Origin of the sequence: Aurantiacibacter aquimixticola (genome assembly GCF_003605475.1) — a bacterium.
GTDB lineage: Bacteria > Pseudomonadota > Alphaproteobacteria > Sphingomonadales > Sphingomonadaceae > Alteraurantiacibacter > Alteraurantiacibacter aquimixticola_B.
In genome coordinates, this window is the sequence record NZ_RAHX01000001.1 from 1,677,593 (window position 1) to 1,704,572 (window position 26,980).

Here is a 26,980-nt window from a genome sequence, read left to right on the forward strand (position 1 = left end):
CGTTAACTCGCGATTTCCTCTTCGCTGACGGTGAACCACACAGCCGCCGACGCAGCCAGCGCGAGCGCAGCGCACACCCATGCAGTCGCTGCGAAGCCGGAGACGAGCGCGCCGCTATCCGCCGCTCCGCCCGTCAGCACGAAGCCGAGAAGCGCGGTCGCGATCAGACCGGCGGTGCGCGAAATGGCATTGTTTATGCCAGAGGCAACGCCGGTGAAGCGCGCCTCCACCGCATTCATCACCGCCGTGGTGAGCGGGGCGACGCTGGTCGCCATGCCGATCGCCATCACGACGAGGCCGGGCAGAATGCCTGTCCAATACGTCATGTCCGCACTTGTCCGCCATGCCATCAATGCGAAGCCCGCCGCCACCAGCAGCGGCCCTGCCGTGAGCATTCGCCGCATGCCGAATTTGGTCGCCAGCCCGCCGATCCGGCGCGAAAGCGAGCCCATGATCAGCGGAAACGGCAACATCGCCGCGCCCGCCGCCGTCGCGCCGTATTCGAACGTGTTGATGAGCATGTAAGGCAGCAGCACCAGCAGCGCGCCGAGCGCCGCGTAGAGCAGCAGGGTCAGGAGCGAAATGCCGCTGAACGATGCGGAAGCGAAGACGCCGAGCGGCATCATCGCCTCCTCCCCGCGCCGATGCTCGATCCAGAGAAACGCTGCGAGCGCGGCCAGGCCGAGCGCCAGCGGGCCAATTGCCGAGAGCTGCGCGCCCGCATCGGGAAGCGCGATCAGGCCATAGACGGTCCCCGCAAGGCCGAGCGTCACCAGCGCCGCCCCTGCGGTGTCGAGCACGGGGCGATCCTTGGCATCCTCCCGGCTCTCCGCAATCGAACGCGCGCCGATTACCCAAGCACTCATTGCCAGCGGAAGAACGATGGCGAAGGCCCAGCGCCAGTCGAGCAGATCCACCACCACGCCGCCCGCCAGCGGAGCCGCGGCCCCCGCGATCGCGCCTGCCGCCGCCCATGTGCCGATGGCCTTGCCGCGCGCCTCGCCCGAAAAAGCATCGGCCAGGATGGCGAGGCTGTTGGGCGCCAGCAGCGCGGCACCCACGCCCTGCACCACCCGCGCGGCGAGCAATAGCGACAGGCTTGGCGCGAGCGCGCACGCCACTGTCGCCGCGGCATAGAGGGCCAACCCCAGCATGAAGAGCCGTTTGCGGCCGTAGCGATCGCCCAGCGCACCACCGACCAGCACCAACGCGGAAAGCGGCAGGAGGTAGGCGTTGACGATCCATTGCATACCCGCCGCATCGGTACCGAAATCGGACTGCATCTGCGGCAGGGCGACATTGATGATCGCGCCCATGACGAAGGCGAGGCTGGACCCAAGCACCGTCGCGATCAGCGTGCCAGTCTGCGACGGGCACGTGCCGTTGCCCTCGCGCCCGGCGGTTTCGTCGCATGGCGGGGCATAGGCGATGGCCATCAGGCAGGCTCCTTCGGTGGCATCGGGATGAAGGCGGATGTGCGGCGCTTGTAGCGGGCGAAATCATCGCCGTATTTCTCGTCCATCGCATCCTCCGTCATCGCCGCGCCCGACCATTTGACCAGCGTGAAGGTCAGGAAGATCGGCCCCGGCAGAGTCCAGAGCGCGGCGGACAGGTCGACGCTCGCCGCCACCAGCCAGATACCCCACCATGCGCAGGCATCGCCGAAATAGTTCGGGTGCCTAGTGTATCGCCACAGCCCCTCGTTCATCACCTTGCCTTCATTGGAAGGATCGGCCTTGAAGCGCGCCAGCTGCCAGTCGCCGACCCATTCAAAAAATATGCCGAGGAGATAGAGCGCGATGCCAGGCAATGCCCATGCGGTTATCGGCGCATCAGACGCGGCGAGGATCCCGACCTGCGCCGGGCTGCTCACCAGCATGATCAGCGCGGCCTGCAATAGCCAGACTTTCCAGAGGGAAGTGAGCGCGAAGCTGAAGCGATCCTCGGGCGGTGGCAGCATGTTGCGATACCGCGCGTCCTCGCCATTGCGCCAGTAACGTCGCAGCAGGTGCACGCCGAGGCGCACGCCCCAGGCCGCCACCATCGCCAGCAGCAACGCCGCCGCGCTTCCCTGGTCCGTCAGCTGCATGAACGAAGCGAGCGCGAGGCCTGCCATCGCAAAGCCCCACACGCTGTCGACGAAGCTCGCTTTTCCGATTGCCGCAGAGATCACCCAGAGCCCGAGCACGGCGCAAACTAGCAGCGCGCCGTTGACGGTCAGCGCGTCAGTCACGCCGTCTCGGAATATCGGGCAATTCGTCCCGCGCCTGCCGGGCGAGCACTTCGAACCGTTCACAATCAGGCCGGTTTTTCCGATAGAACTCCGCCAACTTGGCAAGGTCGGCATGGAAATCGCCGGTCGGCATGATCGGTTCGCCCACGCCGCCCCGGCGCGTATCGTGGTTCACCCAGGCGGGCACGATCGGCACGCCAGCTCCGTGCGCGATGTGGTAGAACCCGCTGCGCCAGCGGCCGTCACTCGTCCGGCTGCCTTCGGGCGCGACGACCAGCGCCAGCGCGTCCGCAGCCTCGAACGCGCCGATCACCGCCTGGACATAGCCACCCTTGCGCGATCGATCGACCGGCATGCCGCCCATATCGTGCATGAACCGCGTCATCGGCCATTTGAACAGCGTGTGCTTGCCGATGAAGCTGGGCGTCACGCCAAGCTCTCGCACCGCTCCTGCAAAAAACACGAAGTCCCAGTTCGTCGTATGCGGCGCGCCGACAAACACGAATTTCGCGGCCGATGGCACGCTTCCCTCGAGCTTGTAGCCACGCATCCGGTACAGCCCGCGCAAAATGCGCCAGACGATGCGCGAGAGGAGGGTGGGTTTTGTCATAAAGGCCGGTGCTACCCCTGCCTCATGACGAACGGATTGGAAAGCCGTGCCTTTCATGCAGCGCCGCGAGCAGCGCGTCCTGCGTGTTCACGAAACCGCCTTCGGCAAAGGCAAGCGCCGGGCAATTCTGGTTCGCTTCGCCCAGCGCATCCACCACCTGTGTACGCGGCTTCGCCCAGGCCACACGGACGACATCGATTTTCGCGGCAAGCTCTGGAAACAGACCAAGCAGCCCGTCCACCTCGATACAGTCGCGGCAATAGAACGCCGTGCCCTCTTCATCGAAGTAGCTACGTTCGAGGATGAAAAGCGTGTCCGTTGCCATCACATCCGGAACACGCCGAAGCGCGGTGTTTCGGGGATCGGCGCTTCGAGACAGGCGGCAAGGCTGAGGCCAAGCACGTCGCGGGTCTGAACAGGGTCGATCACCCCGTCATCCCACAGCCGCGCGGTGGCGTAATAGGGATTGCCCTCGTCTTCGTATTTCTGGCGGATCGGGGCCTTGAATTCCTCGGCCTGTTCGTCGGTCCAGCTGTCGGCATCGCGGTGGACGGTGGCGAGCACGCTCGCGGCCTGTTCGCCGCCCATCACCGAGATACGCGCATTGGGCCAGGTGAACATGAAGCGCGGCGAATAGGCGCGGCCGCACATGCCGTAATTGCCCGCGCCGAAGCTGCCGCCAATGACCACGGTGATCTTGGGCACCTGCGCGGTGGCGACGGCAGTCACCAGCTTCGCGCCGTGCTTGGCGATGCCTTCCGCCTCATACTTCCCGCCGACCATGAAGCCGGAGATATTCTGCAGGAACAGCAGCGGGATGCCGCGCTGGCAGGCAAGCTCGATGAAATGCGCGCCCTTCTGCGCGCTTTCGGAAAACAGCACGCCATTATTGGCGAGGATCGCCACGGGCATGCCCCAGACATGCGCGAAGCCGCAGACCAGCGTGGAGCCGTACTCGCGCTTGAACTCGTGAAACTCGCTGCCGTCGACGACGCGGGCGATCACCTCATGCACGTCATATGGAGCGCGCACATCCTCGGGGATAATGGCGTAGAGGTCTTCTGCGTCGAATTTCGGCGCGCGCGGTTCGCGAATATCGAGCGTCGCACCATCGCTCGCTCCGAGACGCGAGACGATATCGCGCACGATGGTGAGCGCATGCTCGTCATTCTCGGCGAGGTGATCGACCACGCCCGATTTCTTCGCGTGCAGAGCACCCCCGCCCAAATCCTCGGCGCTGATTTCTTCGCCCGTCGCCGCCTTCACCAGCGGCGGTCCGGCAAGGAAGATCGTCCCCTGCTCGCGCACGATCACGCTTTCGTCGGACATGGCGGGCACATAGGCCCCGCCCGCCGTGCAGCTGCCCATCACGCAGGCGATCTGCGGAATACCCTTCGCAGACATGTTCGCCTGATTGTAGAAAATGCGCCCGAAATGGTCGCGGTCGGGAAACACCTCTGCCTGGAACGGCAGGTTCGCCCCGCCGCTATCGACGAGATAGATGCATGGCAGGTGGTTCGCTTCGGCAATCTCCTGCGCACGCAGATGCTTCTTCACCGTCATCGGATAGTAGGAACCGCCCTTCACGGTCGGATCGTTGCAGGCGATCATGACCTGCCGCCCGCTGACGCGCCCGATGCCCGCGATCATCGACGCGCCGCTGACGTCCCCGCCATACATGCCGTTCGCCGCCAGCTGCCCGATCTCGAGAAAAGGCGAACCCGGATCGAGAAGGCGCTCCACCCGCTCTCGCGGCAGCAGCTTGCCGCGCGCCACATGTCGCTCGCGATGCTTCTCCGAGCCGCCCAGCGCCGCTTCGGCGACTTTGGCGCGAAGCTCTTCGGAGAGCGCCTTGTTATGCGCAAAGCGCGCCTTCGCATCGGGCGCTTCGCGGTCGAGGGTGGAGGTGAGAACGGGTGCGGTCATATTTTTCGATCAACTCTTTCGTTTCCTGCCAAGATGCCCTGCTCGTGCAGAACTCGAAAGCAGCGCTCGTCGTCAATGCGGTCGGTCATGCCCGCAAGTTCATCGGGAGAAACTGCAGAACATGGTTCTGCAGGCGCTGTGATTTCGAGTCTGCAATATGCGCATTCGGAGACACCTGCTTCCCATTCTGTCTTTCCTGGGTCCAGTTCGATTTCCCGCCCCGGTAGAAACCAGATAGCGCGCACTAGGTAGCCGAGCGCGCAAAGAAGCACGCCCAGCCCGATACCCAGGTAAGCAATGAGCAATGCGACCTGAAATCCGACCGCTGTCTCGGCGGAACCGACAAAGAAAATCGCTATGATACCGACTATGATCAGGCCGCTCCCGATGCCGGTGACATGCGACCCGTCTGGCCTGCCAAGCGTATTGGCACTCATTGAAAATCCCCCTCGACCGCTCTGCGAGCGGTCCCCCTCCCCGTGCCGGGGAGGATTACTCACCCCGTCGCCCCGATCAGTTCGCGGCCGATCAGCATACGCCTGATCTCGTTCGTGCCGGCGCCGATATCGAGCAGCTTCGCATCGCGCAGGTAGCGCTCCACCGGCCAGTCGGTCGTATAGCCCGCGCCGCCGAGCGCCTGGATCGCCTCTCCCGCCACGCGGAAGGCGTTTTCCGATGACAGCAGGATCGTGCCCGCCGCGTCGAAGCGGGTCGTCTTGCCGTTGTCGCAAGCCTTGGCCACCGCATAGGTATAGGCGCGGGCCGATTGCAGGGCGACATACATGTCGGCGACCTTCGCCTGGATCAGCTGGAAATCGCCGATGCGCTTGCCGAACTGGGTGCGCTCCCGGACATAGGGGATGACGGTGTCGAGGCACGCCTGCATGATGCCGAGCTGCACGCCCGAAAGCACGACGCGCTCGTAATCGAGGCCGCTCATCAGCACTTGCACGCCGCGACCGACGTCGCCGAGCACATTCTCTTCCGGCACGTGGCAATCCTCGAACACCAGCTCGCTGGTGATGGAGCCCTTCATGCCCATCTTCTCGATCTTCTGGCCGGGCGAGAAGCCCTCCATGTCCTTTTCGATCAGGAAGGCGGTGATGCCCTTGCTGCCGCCCGCCGCATCGGTCTTGGCATAGACCACCAGCGTTTCGGCGGCGTGGCCATTGGTGATCCAGAATTTCGTGCCGTTGAGCAAATATCCGCCCTGCACCGCGTCGGCTTTCAGCTTCATGCTCACGACGTCCGACCCAGCCGCAGGCTCGCTCATGGCCAGCGAACCGACATGCTCGCCGCTAATGAGGCCAGGCAGGTATTTCGCCTTCTGCTCCGCATTGCCCCAGCGCGCGATCTGGTTGACGCAAAGATTGGAATGCGCGCCGTAGCTGAGGCCCACCGAAGCGCTCGCGCGGCTCACTTCCTCGATGGCGATGGTGTGTTCGAGATAGCCGAGGCCGGTGCCGCCATCCTCTTCGCTCACCGTCATGCCGTGCAGACCCAGCTTGCCCATTTCCGGCCACAGCTCGATCGGGAACCAGTCCTCCGCATCCACCTTCGCCGCCAGCGGAGCGATACGCTCATCGGCAAAGCGGGCGACGCTCTCGCGGATCATCTGGGCTTCGTCCGTCAGGCCGAAATCGAAATCTGGGGTGGCGCGCATTCTCGGAAAGCTCCTGTTCAGGCCGTGCGGCGGCAATAGCAACCGCACCGGTGAAGGCAAACCGGTTGCATCGGAAACTGCGATATCGCATCCGCTTTTCGCGCAGGGAAATTCCGGCTAGACGACCGGGCAAAGGGGTTGCATCGCTTGAATACGCAAGATCTGTCGCTCAAAGGCGCGCTGCCAGAGCCGTCGCCGCTCGAGATCGAGGAAAGCGAACGCCTCGCCATCGTGCGCAGCTTCCAGAGCGATGCGCTGGAAGACGATGCGGAATTGCAGGCCATCGTCGAATTTGCGGCAAAGCTTTGCGACGCGCCCGTCTCTCTCGTGACCCTCCTCGAAGCCGACCGGCAGCGTTTCCTCGCCCGCGAAGGTTTGGAGGAGCGGGAGACGCCGCGCGACATCGCTTTCTGCTCGCTGACATTGGGCCAGGGCGAGCTGCTGGAAATTCAGGATGCGACCGCCGATCCGCGCGTCGCGAACAATCCGCTCGTCACCGGTGAAAAGCATGTCCGTTACTACGCTGGACAACCGCTGCTTTCGAGCGAGGGCGCGTCGCTGGGCACGCTCTGCGTGCTCGACACCGAGGTTCGTGACCAGCCGCTAAGCGATTTGCAGCGCGAAGGGCTGGCGGTTCTGGCACAGGCTGCCATGCGGCGGCTCTCCGCCCGGCGCGAAAACCTGCAATCAAAACGCACCATTGCCGAGCGAGAAGATCGCCTGCGCCGGATGATCGATGGCGTGCCCGCCATCGCCTGGTCCGCCGATGCGGAAGGCAATTTCGATTATTTCAATTCTCGCTGGGAAGAAGCGACGGGCCAATCGCCACCCAAAGTTGCCGATGACTGGCGCCCGTTCGTGCATCCCGACGATGCCGAAGCAGCCCTCGCCGCATGGGGAGAGAGTTTCAGGAATGGCGAGGAATTCGAAGTCGAATATCGCCTCAAACAGGCCGACGGGTCTTGGATCTGGGTGCTGTCGATGGCGGTTCCGGTGGCCGAACGCGATGGCGACGCCGTGCGCTGGTTCGGCACGCTCACCGATATCGACGAGACGCGCAATGCTTTGAACGAGCGAGATCTGCTGGCGCGCGAATTGTCGCATCGGATCAAGAACATCTTCGCGGTGGTCACCGGTCTGATCGCGCTCAAATCGCGCCGTGCGCCGGAAAGTGCGGATTTTGCTGTCGAGCTGACCGACCTTTTGCGTGCGCTGGGCCGGGCGCATGAATTCGTGCAGCCCGACGCATTGGGCGCGCAGGAATGCCTGAAGCAGATGCTCGAAGCGCTCTTTACGCCGTACCAGAATGCCGACGGCGAAGCGCGCGTGCGGGTCGCCGGGCCGAATGTCGAAACCTCGCAGCGTGCCGCCACGCCGTTTGCGCTGGTCTTCCACGAACTGGCGACCAATTCGGCGAAATATGGCGCGCTCTCGAACGATACCGGCCACATCACGCTCGACATTCACGAGAGTGGCGATGACCTCACTCTGACCTGGACCGAGCATGGCGGACCGCCGGTCGAAGAGCCGCCGGAAACCGGCTTCGGTTCGCGCCTGGTCGAAATGAGTATCACCGGCCAGTTGCAGGGCACATGGCAGCGGCGCTTCCCGCCAGAAGGCATGGTGATGACACTCACGGTTCCCAAGGCGGCGATCGCCCGTTAGCCTTGTCGCTCCGATGGAGCGTTCCGCCCAACCTTTTCTCCGCTTCGATGCCGTCCGCAAAAGCTATGGCGCTGTGCGCGCGGTCGACGACGTGTCTCTCGATGTCGAGCGGGGCGTATTCGTGGCGCTTGTCGGCGCGTCGGGCTCGGGGAAATCGACGCTCCTGAAAACGGTCAACCGGCTGGTCGAACCCGATGGGGGCCGCGTGCTGCTCGACGGGGCGGATACCGCTCAAGTCCCCGCGCCCGCGCTGCGCCACGGCATCGGCTACGTGTTTCAGGGCGTCGGCCTGTTCAACCACATGACGGTGGGCGAGAATGTCGAAATGGTCCCGCGGCTCGAAGGTCGGCGACTGGATGCCGGTCGCATTGCCGAGCTGCTTGAACTGGTCGAGCTCGATGCGGAGATGGCTGCGCGCTATCCCGATGCGCTTTCCGGCGGGCAACGCCAGCGGGTCGGTGTGGCGCGCGCGCTGGCCGGAAGCCCCCGCCTGCTGCTGATGGACGAGCCGTTCGGCGCGCTCGATCCGATCACCCGGGACTCGCTGGGAGAGCGGGTGAAGCGGCTGCATGGCGAGCTGGGACTGACCACCGTCATGGTGACGCACGACATGGCCGAGGCGCTGCTGCTGGCGGACCGTGTGCTGGTGATGGAAGCGGGGCGCATTGTGGCCGACGCAACGCCCGAGGCACTGCTGGCGGGCGATGGCGGCGAAGTCGCGCAAGCTCTCGTCGCCGTGCCGCGCGATCAGGCGAAAGCGCTTGCGGGGATGACCCGGTGAAAGGCCTGCTCGATGCGCTCCTGAAGCTCGGCCCGCAGCTTGCCGAACATGTCCTGCTGAGCGCGGCGGCGGTCGCGCTTGGCATCGCCGTCGCCCTGCCGCTCGCCGTCTGGGCCGGGCGCTCGCCATCGGTCGCGCGGATATCGCTCGGCTTCGCGAGCCTCGTGCAGACCATACCCGCGCTCGCTTTGCTGGCGCTTTTCTTCCCGATCCTCCTTGCCGCCCGCACCGTGTTCGGCGAAGGGCTGCCCACGCTCGGCTTTCTGCCCGCATGGCTGGCGCTCGCGCTTTACGCGCTGTTGCCGATCCTGCGAAACGCGGTGACCGCACTTACCAATGTCGACGCCGAAGCGTTGGAGGCAGCCGACGGGCTCGGCATGACCGGCTGGCAGCGGCTGCGACTGATCGAGGCCCCGCTCGCCGCGCCGTACGTGATGGCGGGCATTCGCACCGCCAGCGTCTGGACCATCGGCGCGGCGACGCTGGCGACCACGATCGGCCAGCGCAGCCTCGGCGATCCGATCTTTGCCGGACTGCAGACACAGAACTGGGTGCTGGTGCTGGCGGGCTGCATCGCCTCTGCCGGGCTCGCGCTGATCGCAGACGCGCTGCTCGGCCTGATCGAGCGCGGCTTTGCCCTTCGTCGCCCCCGCCAGGCCCTTCTCGGTGCCTTTCTGGCCCTTCTCGGCATCGCTGCCGCTGCCCTTTCGCTTGCCGACTGGCGCGAAGATAGCGGTGAGGCCGTCGTGATCGGTGCGAAGAGCTTTTCCGAGCAATACATCCTCGCCCGCGCCATCGGCACGCTGCTGGAGGAGGAAGGCTATGCGGTCGAATATCGCGACAGCCTCGGCTCTGCCGTGGCGCATAATGCGGTGGCGAGCGGGGAGATAGACATCCTGGTCGATTACACCGGCACGATCTGGACCAACCAGCTCGGTCGCACCGACAGTCCGGACCGCGAAGCGATGTATGACGAGCTGGTGCGCTGGGAGGCGGAGACATCCGGCACCCGCATCCTCGGCCGGCTTGGCTTCGAGAACGCCTATGGCCTTGCCATGCGGCAGGAACAGGCGCGCGCCTTGCAGATCGCCTCTATCGCGGACCTCACCAACTCAGCCGCGCAGCTGACCATCGGCGGCGATCCGGAATTCTTCGAGCGGCCCGAATGGATGGCGGTGCGCGGAGCCTATTCGCTGCGCTTCGGTGAACGGCGCACATTCTCTCCGACGCTGATGTACAGCGCGCTCGGTTCGGGCGCGGTCGATGTCATCAGCGCCTACACATCGGATGGGCGCATCGCCGCCGACAATCTTACCGTGCTGGCTGATCCGCGCGGCGCATTCCCGAATTACGACGCGATCCTGCTCGTCTCGCCGACCTTTGCCGAGGACGAGCGTCTGGCCGCGGCCTTGCAACCCCTGATCGAAAGCGTCGATGTCGAGGCGATGCGGGAGGCCAATTACCTGGTCGATCGCGAAGAGGAAAAACGCACACCGCAGCAGGCCGCCGACTGGCTGCTGGAGCGGATCCGCTAGCCTGCGGGAAAGCCCGCGCCGTCGGGCCAGGTCGGGGCGGCAAGCCCCATGACCTTGAACAGTTCGCCCATCTGGTCAGATGCAGTGAGCCGCGCCTTGGCTTTCATCAGCATATCCCGGTGCTGCGGCGCGCTCGCAGCCAGTGCGTCGGCGCGCGGATCTATGCCGAGCGCGGTCAGGAATTCGCCCTGCGTCAGCGTGCCGAACACCTTGCATTCTTGCGAGCGGGCGACCAGTGCCATTTGCGCGAAATCGACATGGGCGGAGAGGTCCGCTTCACCCGGCGCATCGAACACGCCCACCTTCTGGTGGTTGCGCACCGCCTGCAGGGTCGAGCCGCTGCGACCATGGCGATAGCCGTAATCGATGAAAAGCGCGGCGCCGCCCTGCTCCGCGAGACGTGTCGCGACCTCGCTTACCACTGCAGCGCAGGCCGGGCTCGTCTCGATCACAGTGCCTTTGGGGTCGCTCCGGCGCTCCTCCGGCACAGCGGAGTCCATCGCATGCCTGCCAGGCGTCTCGGCGAAAGCACCCTCGGCATCGACCCCGACCATCACTTCGCGCCAACCCTGCGACGTCCGCACGATCTGGCGTACGGGCAGCGCGTCGAGGAACTCGTTCGCCACGAGCAGGATGGGGGCGTCTGCCGGGATCGAGCCCAGATCGTCATGGTGGACGACATCCGGCACAGCCTGAAGCTGCGCATCGCGCATGCGGGGCGACGTTTCCACGAGGTGGACTCGCGGCGCGAGACCGTGCTGCTTCATCGCCCGCAGGGCATCGCGCGCAAGCGTTCCCCTGCCAGGCCCTAGCTCCACGTAATGAACGAGGTCCGGACTGCCAGCACGCGACCACATGTCTGCCAGCCACAGCCCGATCAGTTCCCCGAACATCTGGCTGATTTCTGGTGCGGTCGTGAAGTCTGCGCCTTCGCCGCCGATAGCCTCGCGCGTGGCGTAATAGCGGGCGTTCGATTCGGCCATGAAATGCGCCAGGCTGATCGGCCCGGTGGCGGCGATCAGGCGGCGAAAGGTCTCGCCGAGATTGCGCTTCGCATGTTCGTCACGCGGGTCGCCCATTGCGCCCGCCTAGCTGTCGATCTTCGGCGGAGCGCCCTTCACCGTCGGCTTGGCGGTCAGCGAAGACTTGCCGCTCGCCTGCGCCGGACGGCGCAGGGCGTAAATCACGAGGCCGAGGCCGAGGATGAGCAGCGGTATGGTCAGCCACTGGCCCATGGAAAGCCCGGTATTCTCGGCCAGCTTGGTCAGTTGCGCATCGGGCTGGCGATAGAATTCGACCGTAAAGCGGGCGATGGCGATCAGCGCGGTGAAGACGCCGACAAGCAGGCCGGGCCGGAAACGCGCGCGCGTCAGCCAGAACAGGCTCATCATCACCACCAGCACCATCAGCCCTTCGCCGAAGGCCTGGTAAAGCTGGCTGGGGTGGCGCGGAAGCTGTTGTGGATCGGTCGGGAAGATCATCGCCCATGGCAGGTCGGCCGAGGCGACACGGCCCCACAACTCGCCATTGACGAAATTGGCCAGCCGCCCGAGCAGCATGCCGACCCCGACATTGACGCTGATATAGTCGCATACGCGCAGGAACGGCAGCCCGGCGCGCCAGCTCACGAACGCGATGGCCGCGACCACGCCTGCGAGGCCGCCATGGAAGCTCATGCCCCCGTCCCAGACGCGCAGCGCGCGCCAGCTGATGAAGCCATCGCCGGAAAAATCGGTCAGCAGTGCCGGTTCGTAGAAGAACAGATATCCCAGTCGTCCGCCCAGGATGACGCCAAGCGTGCAATAGAAGAACAGGTCGTCGACATGGATCTGCGCCATCGGCGCGCCCGGCGCCTTGATCATTTGCGAGGTGTGCCAATAGGCAAAGATCAGGCCGATCAGATAGGCGAGCGAATAGTAGCGCAACTGGAAGAAGCCGAGATCGATGCCGGGTGAAAAACCGAGCTCGCTCCAGCGGATGACCTCGCCAGATGCCTCCGGTGCCCCCGCTGCCATCATCAGCATATCAAGCATGAAATTCGCGCCCCTCGGCCTTTCGGGCCACCCCGGCCCGTTTCGCGCCGCGCTCTATGCCAAAGCTGACTGCGGCGAAACCCCCGCCGCGCCTTTCTCGCTTTGCATAAGATGCGCACCGCGCCTATTTCCGGGGAGTGAGCCTTCCCCGCATCCGCAAACAGCGCAAGATCATCGACCGTCGCGCTCTGTCCGCCGCGATCGCGCAGGTCGTGGCGGATCAAGGCGCGCTCGGCGGACGACAGGACGTGGTCGCGGCGCTGCGGAAGGCGCTCGATGCCGGACGGGAGACGCTGCGTCGGCGCCTCGCCAAGCGGCCCGGCGCGGGGCACGAGCATGCCAATGGGCAGGCCTTCCTGATCGATCAGCTGATCCGCGTCGTGCACGATCATGTGATCGAGGATATCTACCCCGCCGCCAATCGCTCTTCCGGGGAGCGGATCGCACTGCTCGCCGTCGGTGGATACGGGCGCGGAGAGATGGCACCGTTTTCGGACATCGACATCGCCTTCATCACGCCGGGAAAGCCCACCAGCTGGTGCGAGCAGGTTATCGAGGCGATCCTCTATTACCTGTGGGACCTCGGCCTGAAGGTCGGCCATTCGACGCGCTCGCTCGATGAAGCGGTGCGAATGGCGAAGGCGGATTTGACGATCCGCACTGCGCTTCTGGAAGCGCGCTTCCTGTGGGGCGACCAGGATCTTTACGACGCGGCGAGCGCGCAATTCTGGAACGAGATCGTGCCGGGCTCGGAAGGCAGCTTCGTGCAGGAAAAGCTCGCCGAACGAAACGCGCGCCACAAGCGCATGGGCGATTCGCGCTACGTCGTGGAACCCAATGTGAAGGACGGCAAGGGCGGCTTGCGCGACCTGCAGACGCTGTACTGGATGGGCAAATATGTCCACCGTGTGCGCAGCGCGGCGGAGCTGGTGCAGAAGGGTCTCTTCACCGAGAAGGAATATCGCAGCTTCCGACGCGCGGAACGGTTCCTGCTGGCCGTGCGCGCGCATCTGCATACGATCGCCAAGCGCGCCGAGGACCGGCTGACCTTCGACCTGCAGCGCGAAGTCGCCGCACGCATGAATTATGCCGACAGGCCGGGCAAGAGCGCAGTCGAGCGCTTCATGCAATTCTACTTCCTGCAGGCGAAGCATGTCGGCCACCTGACGGGCGTGTTCCTCGCGCAGCTGGAAGAACAGACGGCAGAACGCAGCCGATTGTCCGATTTCGTATCCGCGATCACGCCGCGCCGCACGTGCAAGGTCGAAGGCTATCTGGTGGAAGCGAACCGCATCGCCGCGCCGTCCGACGACTGGTTCCAGCAGGACCCGGTGCGGCTGCTGGAGATCTTCGCCATTGCCGAGCGTGAAGGGCTGGAAGTCCACCCTGCCACCATTCGCATTGCCCGGCGCGATGCGGCGCTAGTTACGGCGGAGGTGCGCAAGGATCGCCGTGCGAACGATCTGTTCATGCAGGTGCTGGCCGGCAGGAACGATCCCGAAACCGTGCTGCGCTGGATGAACGAGGCGGGCGTGTTCGGGCGCTTCGTCCCGGATTTCGGCAAGGTGGGCGGGCAGATGCAGTTCGACATGTATCACCATTACACGGTCGACGAGCACACGATCCGCGCGATCGGCCTACTGAGCGCGATCGAGCGCGGTGCGCTGAAGGAGGATCACCCGCTTGCCAGTCGCATCCTGCAAAAGCTGGGCAATCGACGGGTGCTGTTCCTGGCCGTCCTGCTCCATGATATCGCGAAAGGCCGCGGCGGGGATCACTCTGTGCTCGGCGCCGATGTCGCGCGCAAGCTCTGTCCGCGGCTCGGGCTGGATGCGAAGGAGACCGAGCTCGTCGCTTGGCTGGTGCGCTACCACTTGCTGATGAGCGCCTTCGCCTTCAAGCGCGACTTGTCCGACCCGAAAACGATAATCGATTTCGTCGCCGAAGTGCAGAGCCTCGAGCGGCTGAGGCTGCTCACCGTGCTCACCATCGTCGATATCCGCGCAGTGGGGCCGGGCATCTGGAACAGCTGGAAACGCCAGCTGCTTGCCGACCTGTTCGATGCCGCGCAGGAACGGCTCCGCCTCGGCCACAAGAGCCACGGACGTGCCGAGCGCGTGGCCGCCAAAAAGGCACGGGTCCGCGACCTGCTGGGTGATAAGGCCGGGCTGGTGGAGGACCTGGCCGAGGCCTTTGCCGATGCCTACTGGATTGCCGAGCCGGAGGACGTGATCGCGCTCAACCTGCCGCATTACGCGGCGGCGCAGGAAATGCAGCACACGCTCTCGATCCACACCGAATACGATGCCGCGCTCGGCGCGACGCTGGTAACGGTGATCGGGGACGATCATCCCGGCCTGTTCTATCGCATTGCGGGCGCCATCCATCTTGCCGGTGGCAACATTATCGATGCGCGCATTCACACTAACAGGGCGGGCAAGGCGCTCGACAATTTTGTCGTACAGGATCCGATGGGGCGGCCGTTTCGCGAAGAGACGCAACTGGCCCGCCTGAAGACTTCCATCGCCGACGCGCTGGCGGGCAAGATCGACATGGTGCCGCGCCTTGCGAAAAGGCCGCTGAAGCAGATGCGCGCGGAAAACTTCCGGATCGCGGCGGATGTCAGTTTCGACAATGCCGCATCGAATCGCTTCACCGTGATCGAGGTCAACGCGACCGATCGCCCCGCTTTGCTCAACCGCTTGACCCGCGCGCTTTACGAACAGAGCCTGCTCGTCAATTCGGCGCATATCACCCACTATGGCGAGCGCGCGGTGGATACCTTCTACGTCACCGACCTGACCGGCATGAAAGTGGACTCGCCATCGCGGCTCAAGAAGGTCGCGCGCGCACTGCTCGATGCAATCGCCGCCGGTGAAGGCGAGCTGGCCGACGCCGCTGCCTAGTCGGCGCTCCCCACGATATGATCGAAGACGTAATCGCCGAGCGGTACGGCGAAGCGACAACCGGCGACGTCCGACTTGGCCCAGGCGACTTCGGCCTGCAGCATCTGCAGGCCGGCGAAACGCATTTGCACCGGCGTGCCGCGTGCAGGCATGTCGAGAACGGTGACTTGGAAGCCCTGAGGCGTCAGATCCGCGATCCGTGCCTTGCGCCAGGCGCGCCCGGCGATGCGAATGTCGCAATCGATATCGACATTTGCGCGCGTCGAAACGGCGCGCTTCTCCGGCTGCGTGCCGGAAACAGGCCGTGCTCCATTGTCCATCATCATTCTGTTGACCCCGCAGCGACGGTGAAAACCGTTGCGTGGGCGTCTACGACAAGAAGGTTACCATCGCATTGAGGGCAATTTGGCCGCGCATCTCGCTACCGCAATCGGGCGACGCGAAGATAACCTGAGCGCCCCTCGAACCGCATTTCGTAAGCACCGCTCCAATGCTGCGTCACCGTGGCGACCCAGCCATCGCGCACGCGGTTGCGAAGCGTGGAGCCGCTTATTTCGCGCCAGAGCTGGCCGTTATCCAGCAGCAGCACTTGCGAGCGACGCTGGCCCTGCAGCACTTCGCTCACCGTAGCGGTAAGCGTCGCCTCGCTCTCCTGCTGCTCGATCGCGCGGTCTTCTCCGCGAAAGCCGAAGACCTCTTCGCGCTGCTCCTCCTCGCGCGCTTCCCGTTCGGCAACGACCACACGCTGGCGGGCATAGGTCGCGTCGAAACAGGCAAGGCGCTCGGTATCATCGGTGATTGTTACACAGGAGGCGTAGGGGTCGTCCTGTGCGGTGGCGGACAGCGGTATGAATGTGGTGGCGATCAAGCCGATGCATGGAATGAAGAATTTCATCCGCAAGCAATCCTACGTGGCATGCCTGCGTGTCAAGCGTCCGCCACCGTCGCTAGGCCTGCACGGACCAATGTGACCTCATGATGTGCTCGTACACATACACCGATAGCTTCTGTTCGAACTGACAACCGATTTGTGGACGCCTGATCCAGCGCACCTGCGCCCGCAATGTCTCGAGGCCGGCAAGCCGGACGTAGATCAATGCATTATTTTCGACCGCCTCGCTCGTATGCAGCCGAAACCCTTCGCAGGTCAGATCGGAAATCCTGGTGCGCCGCCATTGTCCTGTGGCGAGACGCGCTTCGCAAGCAATGTTGACCATTGGCCGCTGGCTGCGACCGGAGAAAATTTCATCGGAGGGATCGTAACGCATGGAAGGGCGGGTAGGTCTCAGCCCTTAATTATTCACGAAGCCCTTGAGAGAAAACGGTTTAATATAAATCAATTTGCAGCGTCGCGCGCTCCGAACAGCGCCGTTCCCACCCGTATATGCGTCGCACCAAGCATGATGGCAGTCGCATAATCGCCGCTCATGCCCATGCTGCGCCCCTCCAGTCCGTGATCGTCGGCCAGCTTTGCCATGAGTGCGAAATAGAGTGCGGGCTCGATCCCGTGTGGCGGCACACACATCAGCCCGGCGAGAGGGATATTGGCGGAACGCGCCTGGCCCAGCAGCGCCGGAAGATCGGCAATGGCGCATCCGCCCTTCTGGTCCTCCGCACCGATATTGACCTGGATGAAGCAGGGCACTTGCTGCCCCACCTTGTCGAACGCCTTGGCGAGCGCTTTCACCAGGCTTGGCCGGTCGAGCGAGTGAATGCTGTCGAAAAGCGCCGCCGCGTCCTCCGCCTTGTTGGATTGCAACTGACCGACCAGGTGCAGTTTCACGTCTTCGTAACGCTCGCGCAATTCAGGCCACTTGCCCTGCGCTTCCTGCACGCGGTTTTCGCCGAAGACGCGGTGACCGGCATCGAGCAGAGGTGCGATCGTCTGAGCATCGTGCATCTTGCTGACGGCGACCAGTGTCACATCGTCGGGTTCACGCCGGGCGATCTTGCAGATGCGGGCGATTTCCGCGTGGACGGCGGCGAGGCGATCGGTGGCATTTTCGCTCATGCGCGCGCTATAGCGAAGGCGTGACACAGGGCCACCCTCTACCCGATCTCTGGCTGCTTTCTGACGAGCGCAATGCGCATCGGCTGCACATTGCCTTGCGAAGTTTTCCCGTGCCCGTCGGCTTCGTCTACCGGCACTACCACCTGCCACCCGCAGAGCGTTTCGCCGAATATCGCCGTCTCGCCCGGATCGCCCGGGCCGAGGGTCACCTTGTCATCCTTTCGGACAGCGCGATGACGGCGCGCGAATGGGGCGCGGACGGGATTTATGGCGCGCCGCTCTCCCTCTATCCGCGGCGAGCCGACCTGCTGCGCATCGCCACCGCGCACGATATGCGGGAAATTGCGCAGGCGACCCGGATCGGTGCCGATGCGGTGATGCTGTCCCCAGTCTTCCCTACTCGCTCCCATCCCGGCGCGAAGACCCTCGGCCCGCAGCGCTTCCTGCATATGGCGAAGCATGCGCAAATGCCGGTCATCGCGCTCGGCGGAATGACGGCACGGCGCGAGCGCCGACTGCGCCGTGTCAAATGGGCCGCTATCGACGGGCTCTCCGACTGATCTTTCGCCATTTGCGCCGACCTCCGTCGGAGCGTCCTCGCTAGGCGCGCAGCAAGCCGCCCCCGCTGCGGACGGGCGTTTGCCCTCGCCTCGCTTCGCTCGGAGCTCCGCAGAGCTTCTGAAATGTCGTGCTGGGATCGGTCGCGATAGCGGCTGACAGCCTGCGAATTGCAGGCCCGCAGCTGCCCCGCAGCCGGAACTAATCCCGGCGGAGGGAATAGCAGCGAGGACGTCCGCGCGGATGCGCGGGCACAGAGAAAGCAAATGCGGAGGCCGGATCGAAAGACAAAAAATTTGACCCTCGAGTCCCGCTGTGGGATTCTCCGTCCCGGGACGCAGACGAAAGGGATCGATCATGGCCACGCGGGCCGCAAATCAGGGCGCGGATTGGAAGGCGGCCTTCCGCCGCTCGCTCGCGCGGGCGAGCCAGCTGACAGGCGCGGTGCTGCTTTACGCCTTCACCGCCTTCCTCGCCATTGCTCTCATCAGCCACAGCCAGACGGACCCGTCGCTCTCCACCGCAGCGGGAGACGTGGTCGACAACTGGATGGGCAAGCCCGGTGCCTTCGTCGCCGATCTCGCGCTGACCGGCTTCGGTCTCGTAGCCGTGCTGTTCCTTCCCCTCACTTATGTTTTCGCCCGCAAGCTCTGGCGCGATGCCGATGAGGACGAGCAGTGGGGCGGCGCGTGGTGGCGCACGGTCGCGCTGATGCTGCTCGCGATGGCGCTGCTGGCCATCGTCCTCTCGCTCGTCACGTCCCCGCGCGAATGGAGCCTCCCTGCGGGCACGGGCGGCCTTGCGGGGCTTCTCGGCGACGCGGGCATCCGCGCGCTTGCCGGACTTCTGCCCGAAGCCGCGCGCTTCTGGGCGATTCTTGCCGCCGGCATCGCCGCGCTTATCGGCGGAGCCGCGCTGGCGGGCCGGGTGCTGGCGCTCGACTGGGCGAGCCTGCTCACGATACCCGACTGGATCCGCAACCGCCCGCAGCTTGTCGCCCCGGCCAATCCGTTCAAGCCCGAAAAGCCGCGCAAGTCCCGGCGCAAACCCGATATTTCCGCGCAGGACAATGACGGGGATGCGCCCGACAATCCGCTGGCCAAGCGGGCTCCGCCGACGATCAGCGATGCCGCTGCGCCGCCGCGCCGGGCGAAGCCTGCGGCCAAGGCTGCGCAAAAGGACATGTTCGCCGATTACGATCTGCCGAGCATCGAATTGCTGGAAGAAAATGGCGCCGACAATGCGCCGCCGCTCGACAAGCTGGCGCTCGAACGCAACGCTCGTCTCCTTGAAACCGTGCTCGACGATTTCAACGTCAAAGGCGAGATTACCGCGGTAAAGACCGGCCCGGTTGTCACCATGTACGAACTGGAACCCGCCGCGGGCATCAAGGCCAGCCGCGTGGTCGGCCTGGCCGAGGATATCGCCCGCAACATGTCGGCGATCAGCGCCCGCGTCGCGCCGATCCCGGGCAAGACGGTAATGGGCATCGAATTGCCCAATGCGGACCGGCAGATGGTGTCTTTTCGCGAACTGGTGGAAAGCGAAGCCTTCGTCGGCTCGAAGGGCGGGCTGCCGATCATTCTCGGCAAGGGCATTTCAGGCGATCCGATCGTCGCCGATCTTGCTGCCATGCCGCATCTGCTGGTGGCGGGCACCACCGGATCGGGCAAGTCGGTGGGCCTGAATGCGATCCTGCTGTCGCTGCTCTACCGCTTCACGCCCGCCGAGTGCCGCCTGATCCTGATCGATCCCAAGGTGCTCGAACTCAAGAGCTACGACGACATCCCGCACCTCCTCGCTCCGGTGGTTACCGAGCCGCACAAATCGGTACGCAGCCTGAAATGGGCGGTGGAGGAAATGGAGCGCCGCTATCGCATGATGAGCGAGATCGGCGCGCGCAACCTCGGCGGTTTCAACGAGCGGGTCGCGGCCGCCGCCGCCAAGGGCAAACCGCTCAAGCGCACGGTGCAGACCGGTTACGATCCCGAAACCGGCGAGGCCGTGGTCGAGGAGAAGGAACTCGATTACGAGGTGCTGCCGCAGATCGTGCTGATCGTGGACGAACTCGCCGATCTGATGGTCACCGTCGGCAAGGAAATCGAGGTGCTGATCCAGCGCCTCAGCCAGAAATCGCGCGCGGCGGGCATCCACCTCATCATGGCGACGCAACGCCCATCGGTCGATGTCATTACCGGCGTCATCAAGGCGAACCTGCCCACCCGCATCAGCTTCAACGTCACCAGCCGGATCGACAGCCGGACGATCCTGGGCGAACAGGGCGCGGAGCAGCTGCTCGGCAAGGGCGACATGCTCTACAAGCCGAACACCGGCGCGCTGAAGCGCGTGCACGGGCCGTTCGTGTCCGACGAGGAAGTCGAAAAGGTCGCCGATCACTGGCGCGGCCAGGGCGAACCCGCTTACGTCGACAGCGTGACCGAAGAGCCGGAAGACGGCGGCTTCGGCTTCGAAGACGAATTCACCGCGTCGGACAATCCCGAGGAGCGCAAATACCGCCAGGCGATCCAGATCGTGTGCGAGAACCAGAAGGCGAGCGGCAGCTGGCTGCAACGCCAGCTCGGCATCGGCTACAACACGGCGGCGAAGCTGATCGAGCGGATGGAAAGCGACGGCATTGTCGGTCCGGCGAACCATGTCGGGCGGCGGGAGATTTTCCGGGACCGGGACGGGAATCCGATTTGAGTAGAGCGGCGTGAGGGTATGGCTGGGTCCAATCTTGGCGCTGGCGACTTGCGCGCCGGCTGCGCAAGCTCAGACCGCGACTGCGTCCGAGACAAGCATTGGCGACATTTTGCCGATGGTGCTCGACGATCAAATCATGCCTGCGCTGATCATACTCGAACAGATCATCGCGGAGGATGAGCGGGCGAGCCGGATCGGTGCGCAGTATTGGTCTTTAAGCGGTGATCTCGGAACCGCCGACGAGCTCTGGGTGCGTACCGTTGACCCCCCGTCCGGTGCGTTGCCAGACCTGTCGCAAGCACAGCCGATGCCTGCGATAGAAGAGATCGTACGCCAATCTGCAGGCAAGCGTGTGGTAATTATCAACGAAGCACACCACTCGCCGCGTCATCGCGCGTTCACGCACCACTTGATGCTCGCATTGCGCGAAGAGGGCTTCACCCATTTCGCAGCAGAAGCCTTTTGTTCGGGAGCGCATTGTGGCTCGCTTTTAATGAACGGCGCTCCAATGGGAGGCGGAGATACAGGGTTTTATGTGATTGAGCCGGTATTCGGCGATCTCGCGAGGCAGGCGGGCGCTACCGGCTACAGTTTGGTCGGCTATGAAATGACGCCGGAGCAAAAAGCAAATGCAGGCGCAAATCCAGATATCGATTCGATGAACTTTCGCGAACTTGCGCAAGCCGAAAATCTCAAGGCGGCGCTCGATGCTGATCCGGACATGCGTGTGTTGATCCATGTGGGCTTCGGACACGTGGAAGAGAGCTTGCCAGAGCGGCCGCTGCATCTCTTTGCCGGACGGCTCAAAGAATTGACAGGTGAAGACCCGCTGACGATCGATCAGACTCTGGGAACCCCGCAACCGGGCAACCATGATAACCTGTTGTACCAGGCGTTTATGGAAGAATTTGGCGCTCCGTCATCGTCAATGGCGATTGCGTATGGCCAAGATCGGCCCTCAGGAATTTACCGTACAGACCTCAGTGTCTTTCATCCAGAGTCGCAGATGGTGAACGGGCGTCCCGATTGGCTCTCCATGACGGGTTATCGCAGATCGCATACCATCGCTCTTGAACCACTTAGCCAGCGGAGCTTGGTCCGTGCTTTTCTCGTTGGCGAGCCTGCTGGAGCGGTGGCGATGGACCAGATGCTGACGAACCCAAATGCCGATGCCGTTACACTGATGCTGCCGCGTGGCGAATACAGGTTGATGCGTCAGAACGAGGCGGGCGACAACATACCTCTCGGAAGTGTCAGCATCGACTAGCCCCGCCATGCACATCGTGCTTTAAGCGTCGCCGATGAACACCAAACGCGAAATGCGCATCGTCGGCTGGCGCGAGCTGGTCGAATTGCCGGAGCTCGGCCTCAGCGGCATACCCGCCAAGATCGACAGCGGGGCGCGCACGTCCTCGCTTCATGCCGAACTGCTCGAGGAATTCGAGCGGGACGGCGAGCGCTTTGTGCGTTTCTGCGTAGACTGGGGCGGGGAGAGGCACGAATGCGAGGCGGTGCATGTCGATATTCGCGGCATCACCAGTTCCAATGGCGAAACGCAGCGCCGCTACGTCATCAAGACGCCGCTGAAGATCGGCACGCTGACATTCCGCGCGGAAATCAGCCTGGCCGATCGATCCGACATGAAATTCCCGATGCTGATCGGCCGGTCGTCTCTGCGCCGCCGCTTCGTCGTCGATTCCGGCCATAGCTGGCTGCAGACCCCCGGCAAGGCGCCGGTCAAAGGACACAAACCGGTATGAAAATCGCAATGCTAGCCCGCAATCCTAATCTCTATTCGCACAAGCGACTGGTGGAGGCTGCGGAGGAACGCGGTCACACACTCGATATTCTAAATACCACGCGCTGCACGGTGAATATCGCCAGCCATCGTCCGACGCTCACTTATAATGGCGAAACTCTGTCGGGTTACGAAGCGGTGATCCCTCGCATCGGCGCGTCGATCACGAATTACGGCCTTGCCGTGCTGCGCCAGTTCGAAATGAGCGGTGTGTGGCCGCTCAATGAAAGCGTCGCCATCGGCCGCAGCCGGGACAAGCTGCGGAGCATGCAGATCCTCGCCAAATACGGCCTCGGCCTGCCGCTGACAGCCTATGCCAATGACCCCAAGGCGGCCGAAGAGATCATCAAGGCCGTGAATGGCCCACCCGTGGTCATCAAGCTGCTCGAAGGTACGCAGGGCATCGGTGTCGTGCTCGCCGAAACGATGAGCAGCGCGAAATCGGTGATCGAGGCGTTCCGCGGCGCGAACGTCAACATCCTGGTGCAGGAATTCATCAAGGAAGCGGGCGGCACCGATATCCGCGCGCTCGTCGTCGGCGGGAAAGTCGTGGCGGCGATGAAGCGTACCGGCGCGGCGGACGACTTCCGTTCCAACCTGCATCGCGGTGGCAGCGCGCAGCTTATCAAGATCACGCCGGAGGAACGCTCCACCGCCGTGCGCGCGGCCAAGCATATGGGCCTCAACGTCTGCGGTGTCGATATGCTGCGATCCAATCATGGGCCCGTAATCATGGAGGTGAACTCCTCCCCCGGCCTCGAAGGGATCGAGAAAGCGACCGAGAAGGACGTTGCCGGCACGATCATCGACTACATCGCCGCCAACGCGAAGGCGGGAGCGACCAAGACGCGCGGCAAGGGATAACCCGTAGCCCGCGCAAACCCTTTCGCTTTAGGGTTAGCGTTTCCTAAACCACTCGCTCCGTAATGGCCCTGAGGATGAACGGGGCCGCCATCATTTCCGCCATGTCGCGCAAGCTTGCGCCTGCGATTGCCGTGCTTGCGTTGTTTGGCGCGCCAGCGGCGGCGCAGGATGCGCTTGAGGTCGATCCCTATGCCCGGCTCGAAACTGGCATCGTCCTGTCCGAAAGCGCGGACCGCGAGGACGATCTCATCATCAATGGCAATGGCGGCTATCTGCGCGGACAGATCGGAATGGATTTCGATCTGGCCGACACGAAGCTGCGACTGGAGGCCGACCGTATCGAGGTCCAGCGCTTCGACAGCGCAACGGGGCGGGGTAGCTTCAACCGGGACCGGCTGACGGCCGCGATCTCTCATGAGATCGGCGAGGATTGGGAAGTCGAGCTGGGCGGACGCATCTATGACGATCTCGTCACCGTCGAAGCGGCCGATACGGACGAACGCCAGGTCTCTCTGCAAGTCGAATACGAGCCTGTGCGCGCACATCGCTTTCAGCTTCGCGGCACTTGGCGGGATCGCGAATATGATGACGGAGAAGGCGTGGATGGCGCATCCTCCACCGGAGACGGCCCGCGCGTCGATGCGGGATATCGCCTTCGCATCGGGCGCTATCACTATGTAAATGTCGATCTGCGCGCCGAAGAGATCGGTTCCGCCAATCCACGCCGCGCTTACACGCGTGAAAGCGTGAGCGCGTCCTACACCCGGCCGATCACCTCGACGCTTCGCGTGCGCCCGGCTGCGGAGCTACGCCACAGCCGTTTCGATGGACGCATGACCGATGCGCTGGAAGCGCGCGAAGACACGCAATTCGTGCCCGAAGTCGAATTGCTGTGGTGGCCGGGCCGTTGGCGGGTGGAGGCAGAGGCGAAATACCTCTTCTCCAGCAGCAATGACGCTTTGCGAGAGCGTGAAGGATACCGCTTCAGCCTGAGCGTCGGTTATGTCTTCTAGGTGGTGGCGCAAATGGCGCTTGTCCCGCTGGCGAAAATTCCAGCGCGTGATGGCGAAGGCTACGCCGCAGGTAAAACGGCCCGCCCTGCTCGGCGCGGCCGTTTTCGGCGTGATCGGCCTGCTCGCCGCGCTCGGCATCTCGAACACCACCAATGTCTGGTATATGCCGCAATCTCAGGGGGAGACGGCGGTGTCCTTCCAGGTGTGGGGCATGCGTCCGTCCAACCTGCTGATGGCGCTGCCGATCGGGGCTTTCCTCGTGGTGCTGGCGCGCAGTTTCGTGGGGATGAAGGCGTTCGGGCTGTTTACGCCCATGCTGATCGCCATCGCCTTCCTGCAGATCGGCCCGATCTTCGGACCGATCGTGCTGGGGTCGGCCGTCGGCGTCGGCATGCTGGTCGCGCCATTGCTGCTGAAGCTACACATGACGCGCGTGGGTTTCCTGGGCGTGTTGATCAGCTTTGTGGTGTTCGTGCTCGCCGGTCTGCAGGTGGTGCTGAACACCGAATTGCAGGTCGATGCCTTTCCGGTGGTGGTGACTGCGCTGGTGGTCGAACGCTGGTATCGCCAGTGGGAAAGGGATGGCTGGAAGGAAGCCGCCTGGATTGCCGGAAGCACCTTCGTGCTCGCGCTGATGATTCAGTTCGTGATGGTCAGCCGGGTTGCCCTCACCCTTATCGAAATCTCGCCTCTGGTGCTGCCCGGTTTCGCCGGTCTCGCGATCGCGCTGCTCGGCCGATATCGCGGGCTGCGCCTGTCGGAAATCAAACGCTTCGCCCCAATCTGGCTGGAAGGAAGACGCAATGCTCGGATTCGTGAAATGGTTCAGGAAGGAGCAAAGGCAGCAGAGCTCGATCCTGTCGAGTCAGATTTCGATGCTGGCTTCGGAGGAGACGCCCTCGACGCTGCCCCTGCGCCCGTCCCGGCGATCGAGAGCGCGAAGAAAATTTTCGCGCTTCGCCCGCTCCCAGTATTTCCGGAACCGCTTTTCGGGCGTGCGTTTGCGTTCGCCGGTGCCCAGGGTGGGGGACCTGGACGAGATTCTCGGCATCAACCAACGCAACGCGATTATCGCGAAATACAATCCGCGCTCGGCGATCGAGGAAGCGCGGGACAAAGTGGCGGCCAAGGTCGCCTTAAACGCCGGCGGCGTGACAACCACGGGCACGATCTGCGTAATCTCCAGCTATGGCGACCTGCTTGATTTCGATCCGGTGCGCGACCTGCCGGAAAGCTGGGCAATCAAGCCCGCGCGTGGCAGCCAGGGCGACGGTATCCTGCTCGCCCTGCGACGCGAGGGAAACAACTGGTTCAAGGGTTCCGGCACGAAGCTGACGCCGACCGACGTGATGAACCACCTGCGCCGCATCGTCGATGGCGGCTTTTCGGGCGACGGCGCAGCGGAAGACGCGGCACTGATCGAGCCGCTGATCCGCGCCGACAAGCGCATTACCCAGCTTGTGCCGGAAGGCCTGCCCGACGTGCGGGTCATTTCCCTGCGCGAGCATCCGCTTATGGCGATGATGCGTATCCCCACCAACGCATCGGATGGGAAGGCCAACCTTCACCAGCGCGCCATCGGCGCCGCGGTCGACATCGAAACCGGCATCATCACCCGCGCCATGTGCGTGGGCGAGGAACTGACGCATCACCCCGACTCGGATGCGCTGCTGATCGGCTTCACCGTGCCCGAATGGGACCGCGTGCTGGACATCAGCTCGAAATGCAGTGCCGCCATCGGTCTCGGCTATCTCGGCGTCGATATCATCCTGGACGAAAATGACGGCCCGATGGTGCTTGAGGTGAACGCCCACCCCGGCATCGAAATCCAGAACATCAACCAGAAGGGCCTGCGCCGTCAGATGATCCTGGCTGGCGAGAAGATGTGATCGCGCGCTCCGTCGCATCCAGAATGACCTGAACCGTCTCCTGCGGCTGATCCCACATCGGAAAATGTCCGCTATGTTCGAACCAGTGCAGCTCTGCATCGGGGAAGGCCGCCATGGCGCGTCGTGCCTGCTGGGGCAGACACAGCCGATCCTTTCGGCCCCATCCGATCACGATCGACTTCTGTGTGTCTGGAGGGCCCTGCTGGTTTGCACCGGTGCCGAGATCTTTCACAAGGGCATTGAATGTGCGGGTATCGGCAAAAGACCGCAATTCACCGGAAATAATTGCAGGATCGAGGGCCCACGGCCTTGCCGACAGCTGGGCCATCAGGGCGGTTCGCCCCGCGACATTCCTCAAGATCGTTGGAAGGGCCGGTCGCAGAGCCCGAACCAGACCGATGGATGCCGTTATGGTCGTTCTGAAGAAAGTGCGCTCCCACCCTTTCCAGAAACCACCCGGATCCAGAGCAACGACTGCGCCCGCACTTCCTCGCCGGGCCATTTCGAGGACGAGCCGGGCGCCCAGCGAGCTGCCCACCATATCGATCCCGCGCAAATCTTCTTCCGCGAGCCATGTGTGGAGGCTCCGCGCCAGACCGTCGAACGTGCCGCTGTCGTTCTCTTCGGGCGTCTGGCCATGTCCGGGCAAGTCCACGGCAATGACCTCCCTGACCTGCGATAGCTGAGGTGCGATCGTATCCCAGGAATGGCTGCTTCCCCCCAGCCCGTGGACAAGGAGAAGCGGTCGGCCGCGCCCGGCGCGCGTGTGGTGCATAGGCATACAAGGACAAC

26 protein-coding genes are annotated in these 26,980 nt (G+C 63.8%); 12 read left to right on the forward strand and 14 right to left on the reverse strand.

The window, feature by feature from the left end:
* Nucleotides 1–2: 2 nt before the first annotated feature.
* Genes D6201_RS08445 through D6201_RS08475 form a run of 7 tightly spaced genes read right to left on the reverse strand, consistent with a single transcriptional unit; the run spans nucleotide 3 to nucleotide 6,432 of the window.
* Nucleotides 3–1,436 (reverse strand): MFS transporter, encoded by a 1,434-nt coding sequence (locus D6201_RS08445; protein WP_242447489.1) that lies wholly within the window; start codon nucleotides 1,434–1,436, stop codon nucleotides 3–5.
* Entirely contained in the window at nucleotides 1,436–2,233 is a 798-nt protein-coding gene (locus tag D6201_RS08450; protein WP_120048387.1) for a DUF1295 domain-containing protein, read from the reverse strand. Before D6201_RS08450 ends, D6201_RS08445 begins: the two co-directional genes overlap by 1 nt.
* On the reverse strand, nucleotides 2,226–2,843 hold the full coding sequence (locus D6201_RS08455; RefSeq protein ID WP_120048388.1) for a 1-acyl-sn-glycerol-3-phosphate acyltransferase: 618 nt from the start codon (nucleotides 2,841–2,843) through the stop codon (nucleotides 2,226–2,228). Before D6201_RS08455 ends, D6201_RS08450 begins: the two co-directional genes overlap by 8 nt.
* A 22-nt stretch (nucleotides 2,844–2,865) precedes the next feature.
* Nucleotides 2,866–3,168 (reverse strand): DUF3088 family protein, encoded by a 303-nt coding sequence (locus D6201_RS08460; protein ID WP_120048389.1) that lies wholly within the window; start codon nucleotides 3,166–3,168, stop codon nucleotides 2,866–2,868.
* A complete protein-coding gene (locus tag D6201_RS08465) occupies nucleotides 3,168–4,769 on the reverse strand; it encodes a carboxyl transferase domain-containing protein (RefSeq protein WP_120048390.1) in 1,602 nt (533 codons plus the stop codon). The genes D6201_RS08460 and D6201_RS08465 overlap by 1 nt, the downstream gene beginning before the upstream one ends.
* Nucleotides 4,766–5,206 (reverse strand): hypothetical protein, encoded by a 441-nt coding sequence (locus D6201_RS08470; protein WP_120048391.1) that lies wholly within the window; start codon nucleotides 5,204–5,206, stop codon nucleotides 4,766–4,768. The genes D6201_RS08465 and D6201_RS08470 overlap by 4 nt, the downstream gene beginning before the upstream one ends.
* 59 nt (nucleotides 5,207–5,265) lie before the next feature.
* Nucleotides 5,266–6,432 (reverse strand): isovaleryl-CoA dehydrogenase, encoded by a 1,167-nt coding sequence (locus D6201_RS08475; protein ID WP_120048392.1) that lies wholly within the window; start codon nucleotides 6,430–6,432, stop codon nucleotides 5,266–5,268.
* A gap of 147 nt (nucleotides 6,433–6,579) precedes the next feature.
* Between D6201_RS08475 and D6201_RS08480 the strand changes: the two genes are divergently transcribed.
* From D6201_RS08480 to D6201_RS08490, 3 genes are read left to right on the forward strand one after another with little or no spacing between them, the layout of a single operon-like run.
* On the forward strand, nucleotides 6,580–8,097 hold the full coding sequence (locus D6201_RS08480; RefSeq protein WP_133303979.1) for a sensor histidine kinase: 1,518 nt from the start codon (nucleotides 6,580–6,582) through the stop codon (nucleotides 8,095–8,097).
* Between the two features lie 13 nt (nucleotides 8,098–8,110).
* Nucleotides 8,111–8,878, forward strand: a complete 768-nt coding sequence (locus D6201_RS08485) for an ATP-binding cassette domain-containing protein (protein WP_120048394.1) — start codon at nucleotides 8,111–8,113, stop codon at nucleotides 8,876–8,878.
* On the forward strand, nucleotides 8,875–10,413 hold the full coding sequence (locus D6201_RS08490) for an ABC transporter permease/substrate-binding protein (protein ID WP_120048395.1): 1,539 nt from the start codon (nucleotides 8,875–8,877) through the stop codon (nucleotides 10,411–10,413). The genes D6201_RS08485 and D6201_RS08490 overlap by 4 nt, the downstream gene beginning before the upstream one ends.
* Here the strand turns inward: D6201_RS08490 and D6201_RS08495 are convergent.
* Both D6201_RS08495 and lgt read right to left on the reverse strand, forming a co-directional pair.
* On the reverse strand, nucleotides 10,410–11,492 hold the full coding sequence (locus tag D6201_RS08495) for a class I SAM-dependent methyltransferase (RefSeq protein ID WP_120048396.1): 1,083 nt from the start codon (nucleotides 11,490–11,492) through the stop codon (nucleotides 10,410–10,412). The two genes, D6201_RS08490 and D6201_RS08495, sit on opposite strands and share 4 nt — an antisense overlap.
* 9 nt (nucleotides 11,493–11,501) lie before the next feature.
* On the reverse strand, nucleotides 11,502–12,446 hold the full coding sequence (gene lgt, locus D6201_RS08500) for a prolipoprotein diacylglyceryl transferase (protein ID WP_422664696.1): 945 nt from the start codon (nucleotides 12,444–12,446) through the stop codon (nucleotides 11,502–11,504).
* Between the two features lie 137 nt (nucleotides 12,447–12,583).
* On the opposite strand from lgt, the gene D6201_RS08505 reads away from it, so the two are divergent.
* Nucleotides 12,584–15,352, forward strand: coding sequence for a [protein-PII] uridylyltransferase (locus D6201_RS08505; protein WP_120048398.1), 2,769 nt, complete (start codon nucleotides 12,584–12,586; stop codon nucleotides 15,350–15,352).
* Here D6201_RS08505 and D6201_RS08510 read toward each other — a convergent pair.
* The 4 genes from D6201_RS08510 to D6201_RS08525 form a co-directional block, all read right to left on the reverse strand.
* Entirely contained in the window at nucleotides 15,349–15,678 is a 330-nt protein-coding gene (locus D6201_RS08510; protein WP_120048399.1) for a PilZ domain-containing protein, read from the reverse strand. The genes D6201_RS08505 and D6201_RS08510 overlap by 4 nt on opposite strands.
* Nucleotides 15,679–15,773: 95 nt before the next feature.
* The gene (locus tag D6201_RS08515) at nucleotides 15,774–16,247 is read right to left on the reverse strand and encodes a hypothetical protein (RefSeq protein ID WP_120048400.1); all 474 of its coding nucleotides are present in this window, start codon (nucleotides 16,245–16,247) and stop codon (nucleotides 15,774–15,776) included.
* Between the two features lie 52 nt (nucleotides 16,248–16,299).
* Nucleotides 16,300–16,620 carry a PilZ domain-containing protein gene (locus D6201_RS08520; protein WP_120048401.1) on the reverse strand — a complete coding sequence of 107 codons (321 nt, stop codon included), beginning with the start codon at nucleotides 16,618–16,620 and terminating at the stop codon, nucleotides 16,300–16,302.
* A gap of 68 nt (nucleotides 16,621–16,688) precedes the next feature.
* Nucleotides 16,689–17,363 (reverse strand): YggS family pyridoxal phosphate-dependent enzyme, encoded by a 675-nt coding sequence (locus D6201_RS08525; RefSeq protein ID WP_120048402.1) that lies wholly within the window; start codon nucleotides 17,361–17,363, stop codon nucleotides 16,689–16,691.
* Nucleotides 17,364–17,383: 20 nt separating this feature from the next.
* On the opposite strand from D6201_RS08525, the gene D6201_RS08530 reads away from it, so the two are divergent.
* From D6201_RS08530 to D6201_RS12955, 8 genes are all read left to right on the forward strand, one after another.
* Nucleotides 17,384–17,923 carry a thiamine phosphate synthase gene (locus D6201_RS08530; RefSeq protein ID WP_120048403.1) on the forward strand — a complete coding sequence of 180 codons (540 nt, stop codon included), beginning with the start codon at nucleotides 17,384–17,386 and terminating at the stop codon, nucleotides 17,921–17,923.
* Between the two features lie 355 nt (nucleotides 17,924–18,278).
* On the forward strand, nucleotides 18,279–20,624 hold the full coding sequence (locus D6201_RS08535; RefSeq protein WP_120048404.1) for an FtsK/SpoIIIE family DNA translocase: 2,346 nt from the start codon (nucleotides 18,279–18,281) through the stop codon (nucleotides 20,622–20,624).
* 34 nt (nucleotides 20,625–20,658) lie between these two features.
* Nucleotides 20,659–21,891 (forward strand): hypothetical protein, encoded by a 1,233-nt coding sequence (locus D6201_RS08540; protein WP_120048405.1) that lies wholly within the window; start codon nucleotides 20,659–20,661, stop codon nucleotides 21,889–21,891.
* Nucleotides 21,892–21,925: 34 nt separating this feature from the next.
* Nucleotides 21,926–22,384: an ATP-dependent zinc protease family protein gene (locus tag D6201_RS08545; RefSeq protein ID WP_165853525.1), complete on the forward strand. Its 459-nt coding sequence runs from the start codon at nucleotides 21,926–21,928 to the stop codon at nucleotides 22,382–22,384.
* Nucleotides 22,381–23,286, forward strand: coding sequence for a 30S ribosomal protein S6--L-glutamate ligase (gene rimK / locus D6201_RS08550; RefSeq protein WP_120048406.1), 906 nt, complete (start codon nucleotides 22,381–22,383; stop codon nucleotides 23,284–23,286). The genes D6201_RS08545 and rimK overlap by 4 nt, the downstream gene beginning before the upstream one ends.
* Before the next feature lie 74 nt (nucleotides 23,287–23,360).
* Complete coding sequence (locus tag D6201_RS08555; protein ID WP_133303980.1) at nucleotides 23,361–24,299, forward strand: hypothetical protein; 939 nt, start codon at nucleotides 23,361–23,363, stop codon at nucleotides 24,297–24,299.
* A gap of 109 nt (nucleotides 24,300–24,408) precedes the next feature.
* Nucleotides 24,409–25,503, forward strand: a complete 1,095-nt coding sequence (locus D6201_RS08560) for a 7TM domain-containing protein (RefSeq protein WP_165853526.1) — start codon at nucleotides 24,409–24,411, stop codon at nucleotides 25,501–25,503.
* On the forward strand, nucleotides 25,418–26,188 hold the full coding sequence (locus D6201_RS12955) for a sugar-transfer associated ATP-grasp domain-containing protein (protein WP_242447490.1): 771 nt from the start codon (nucleotides 25,418–25,420) through the stop codon (nucleotides 26,186–26,188). Before D6201_RS08560 ends, D6201_RS12955 begins: the two co-directional genes overlap by 86 nt.
* On the opposite strand, the gene D6201_RS08570 is transcribed toward D6201_RS12955, so the two are convergent.
* The gene (locus D6201_RS08570; protein ID WP_120048409.1) at nucleotides 26,136–26,969 is read right to left on the reverse strand and encodes an alpha/beta fold hydrolase; all 834 of its coding nucleotides are present in this window, start codon (nucleotides 26,967–26,969) and stop codon (nucleotides 26,136–26,138) included. The genes D6201_RS12955 and D6201_RS08570 overlap by 53 nt on opposite strands.
* Nucleotides 26,970–26,980 lie beyond the last annotated feature (11 nt).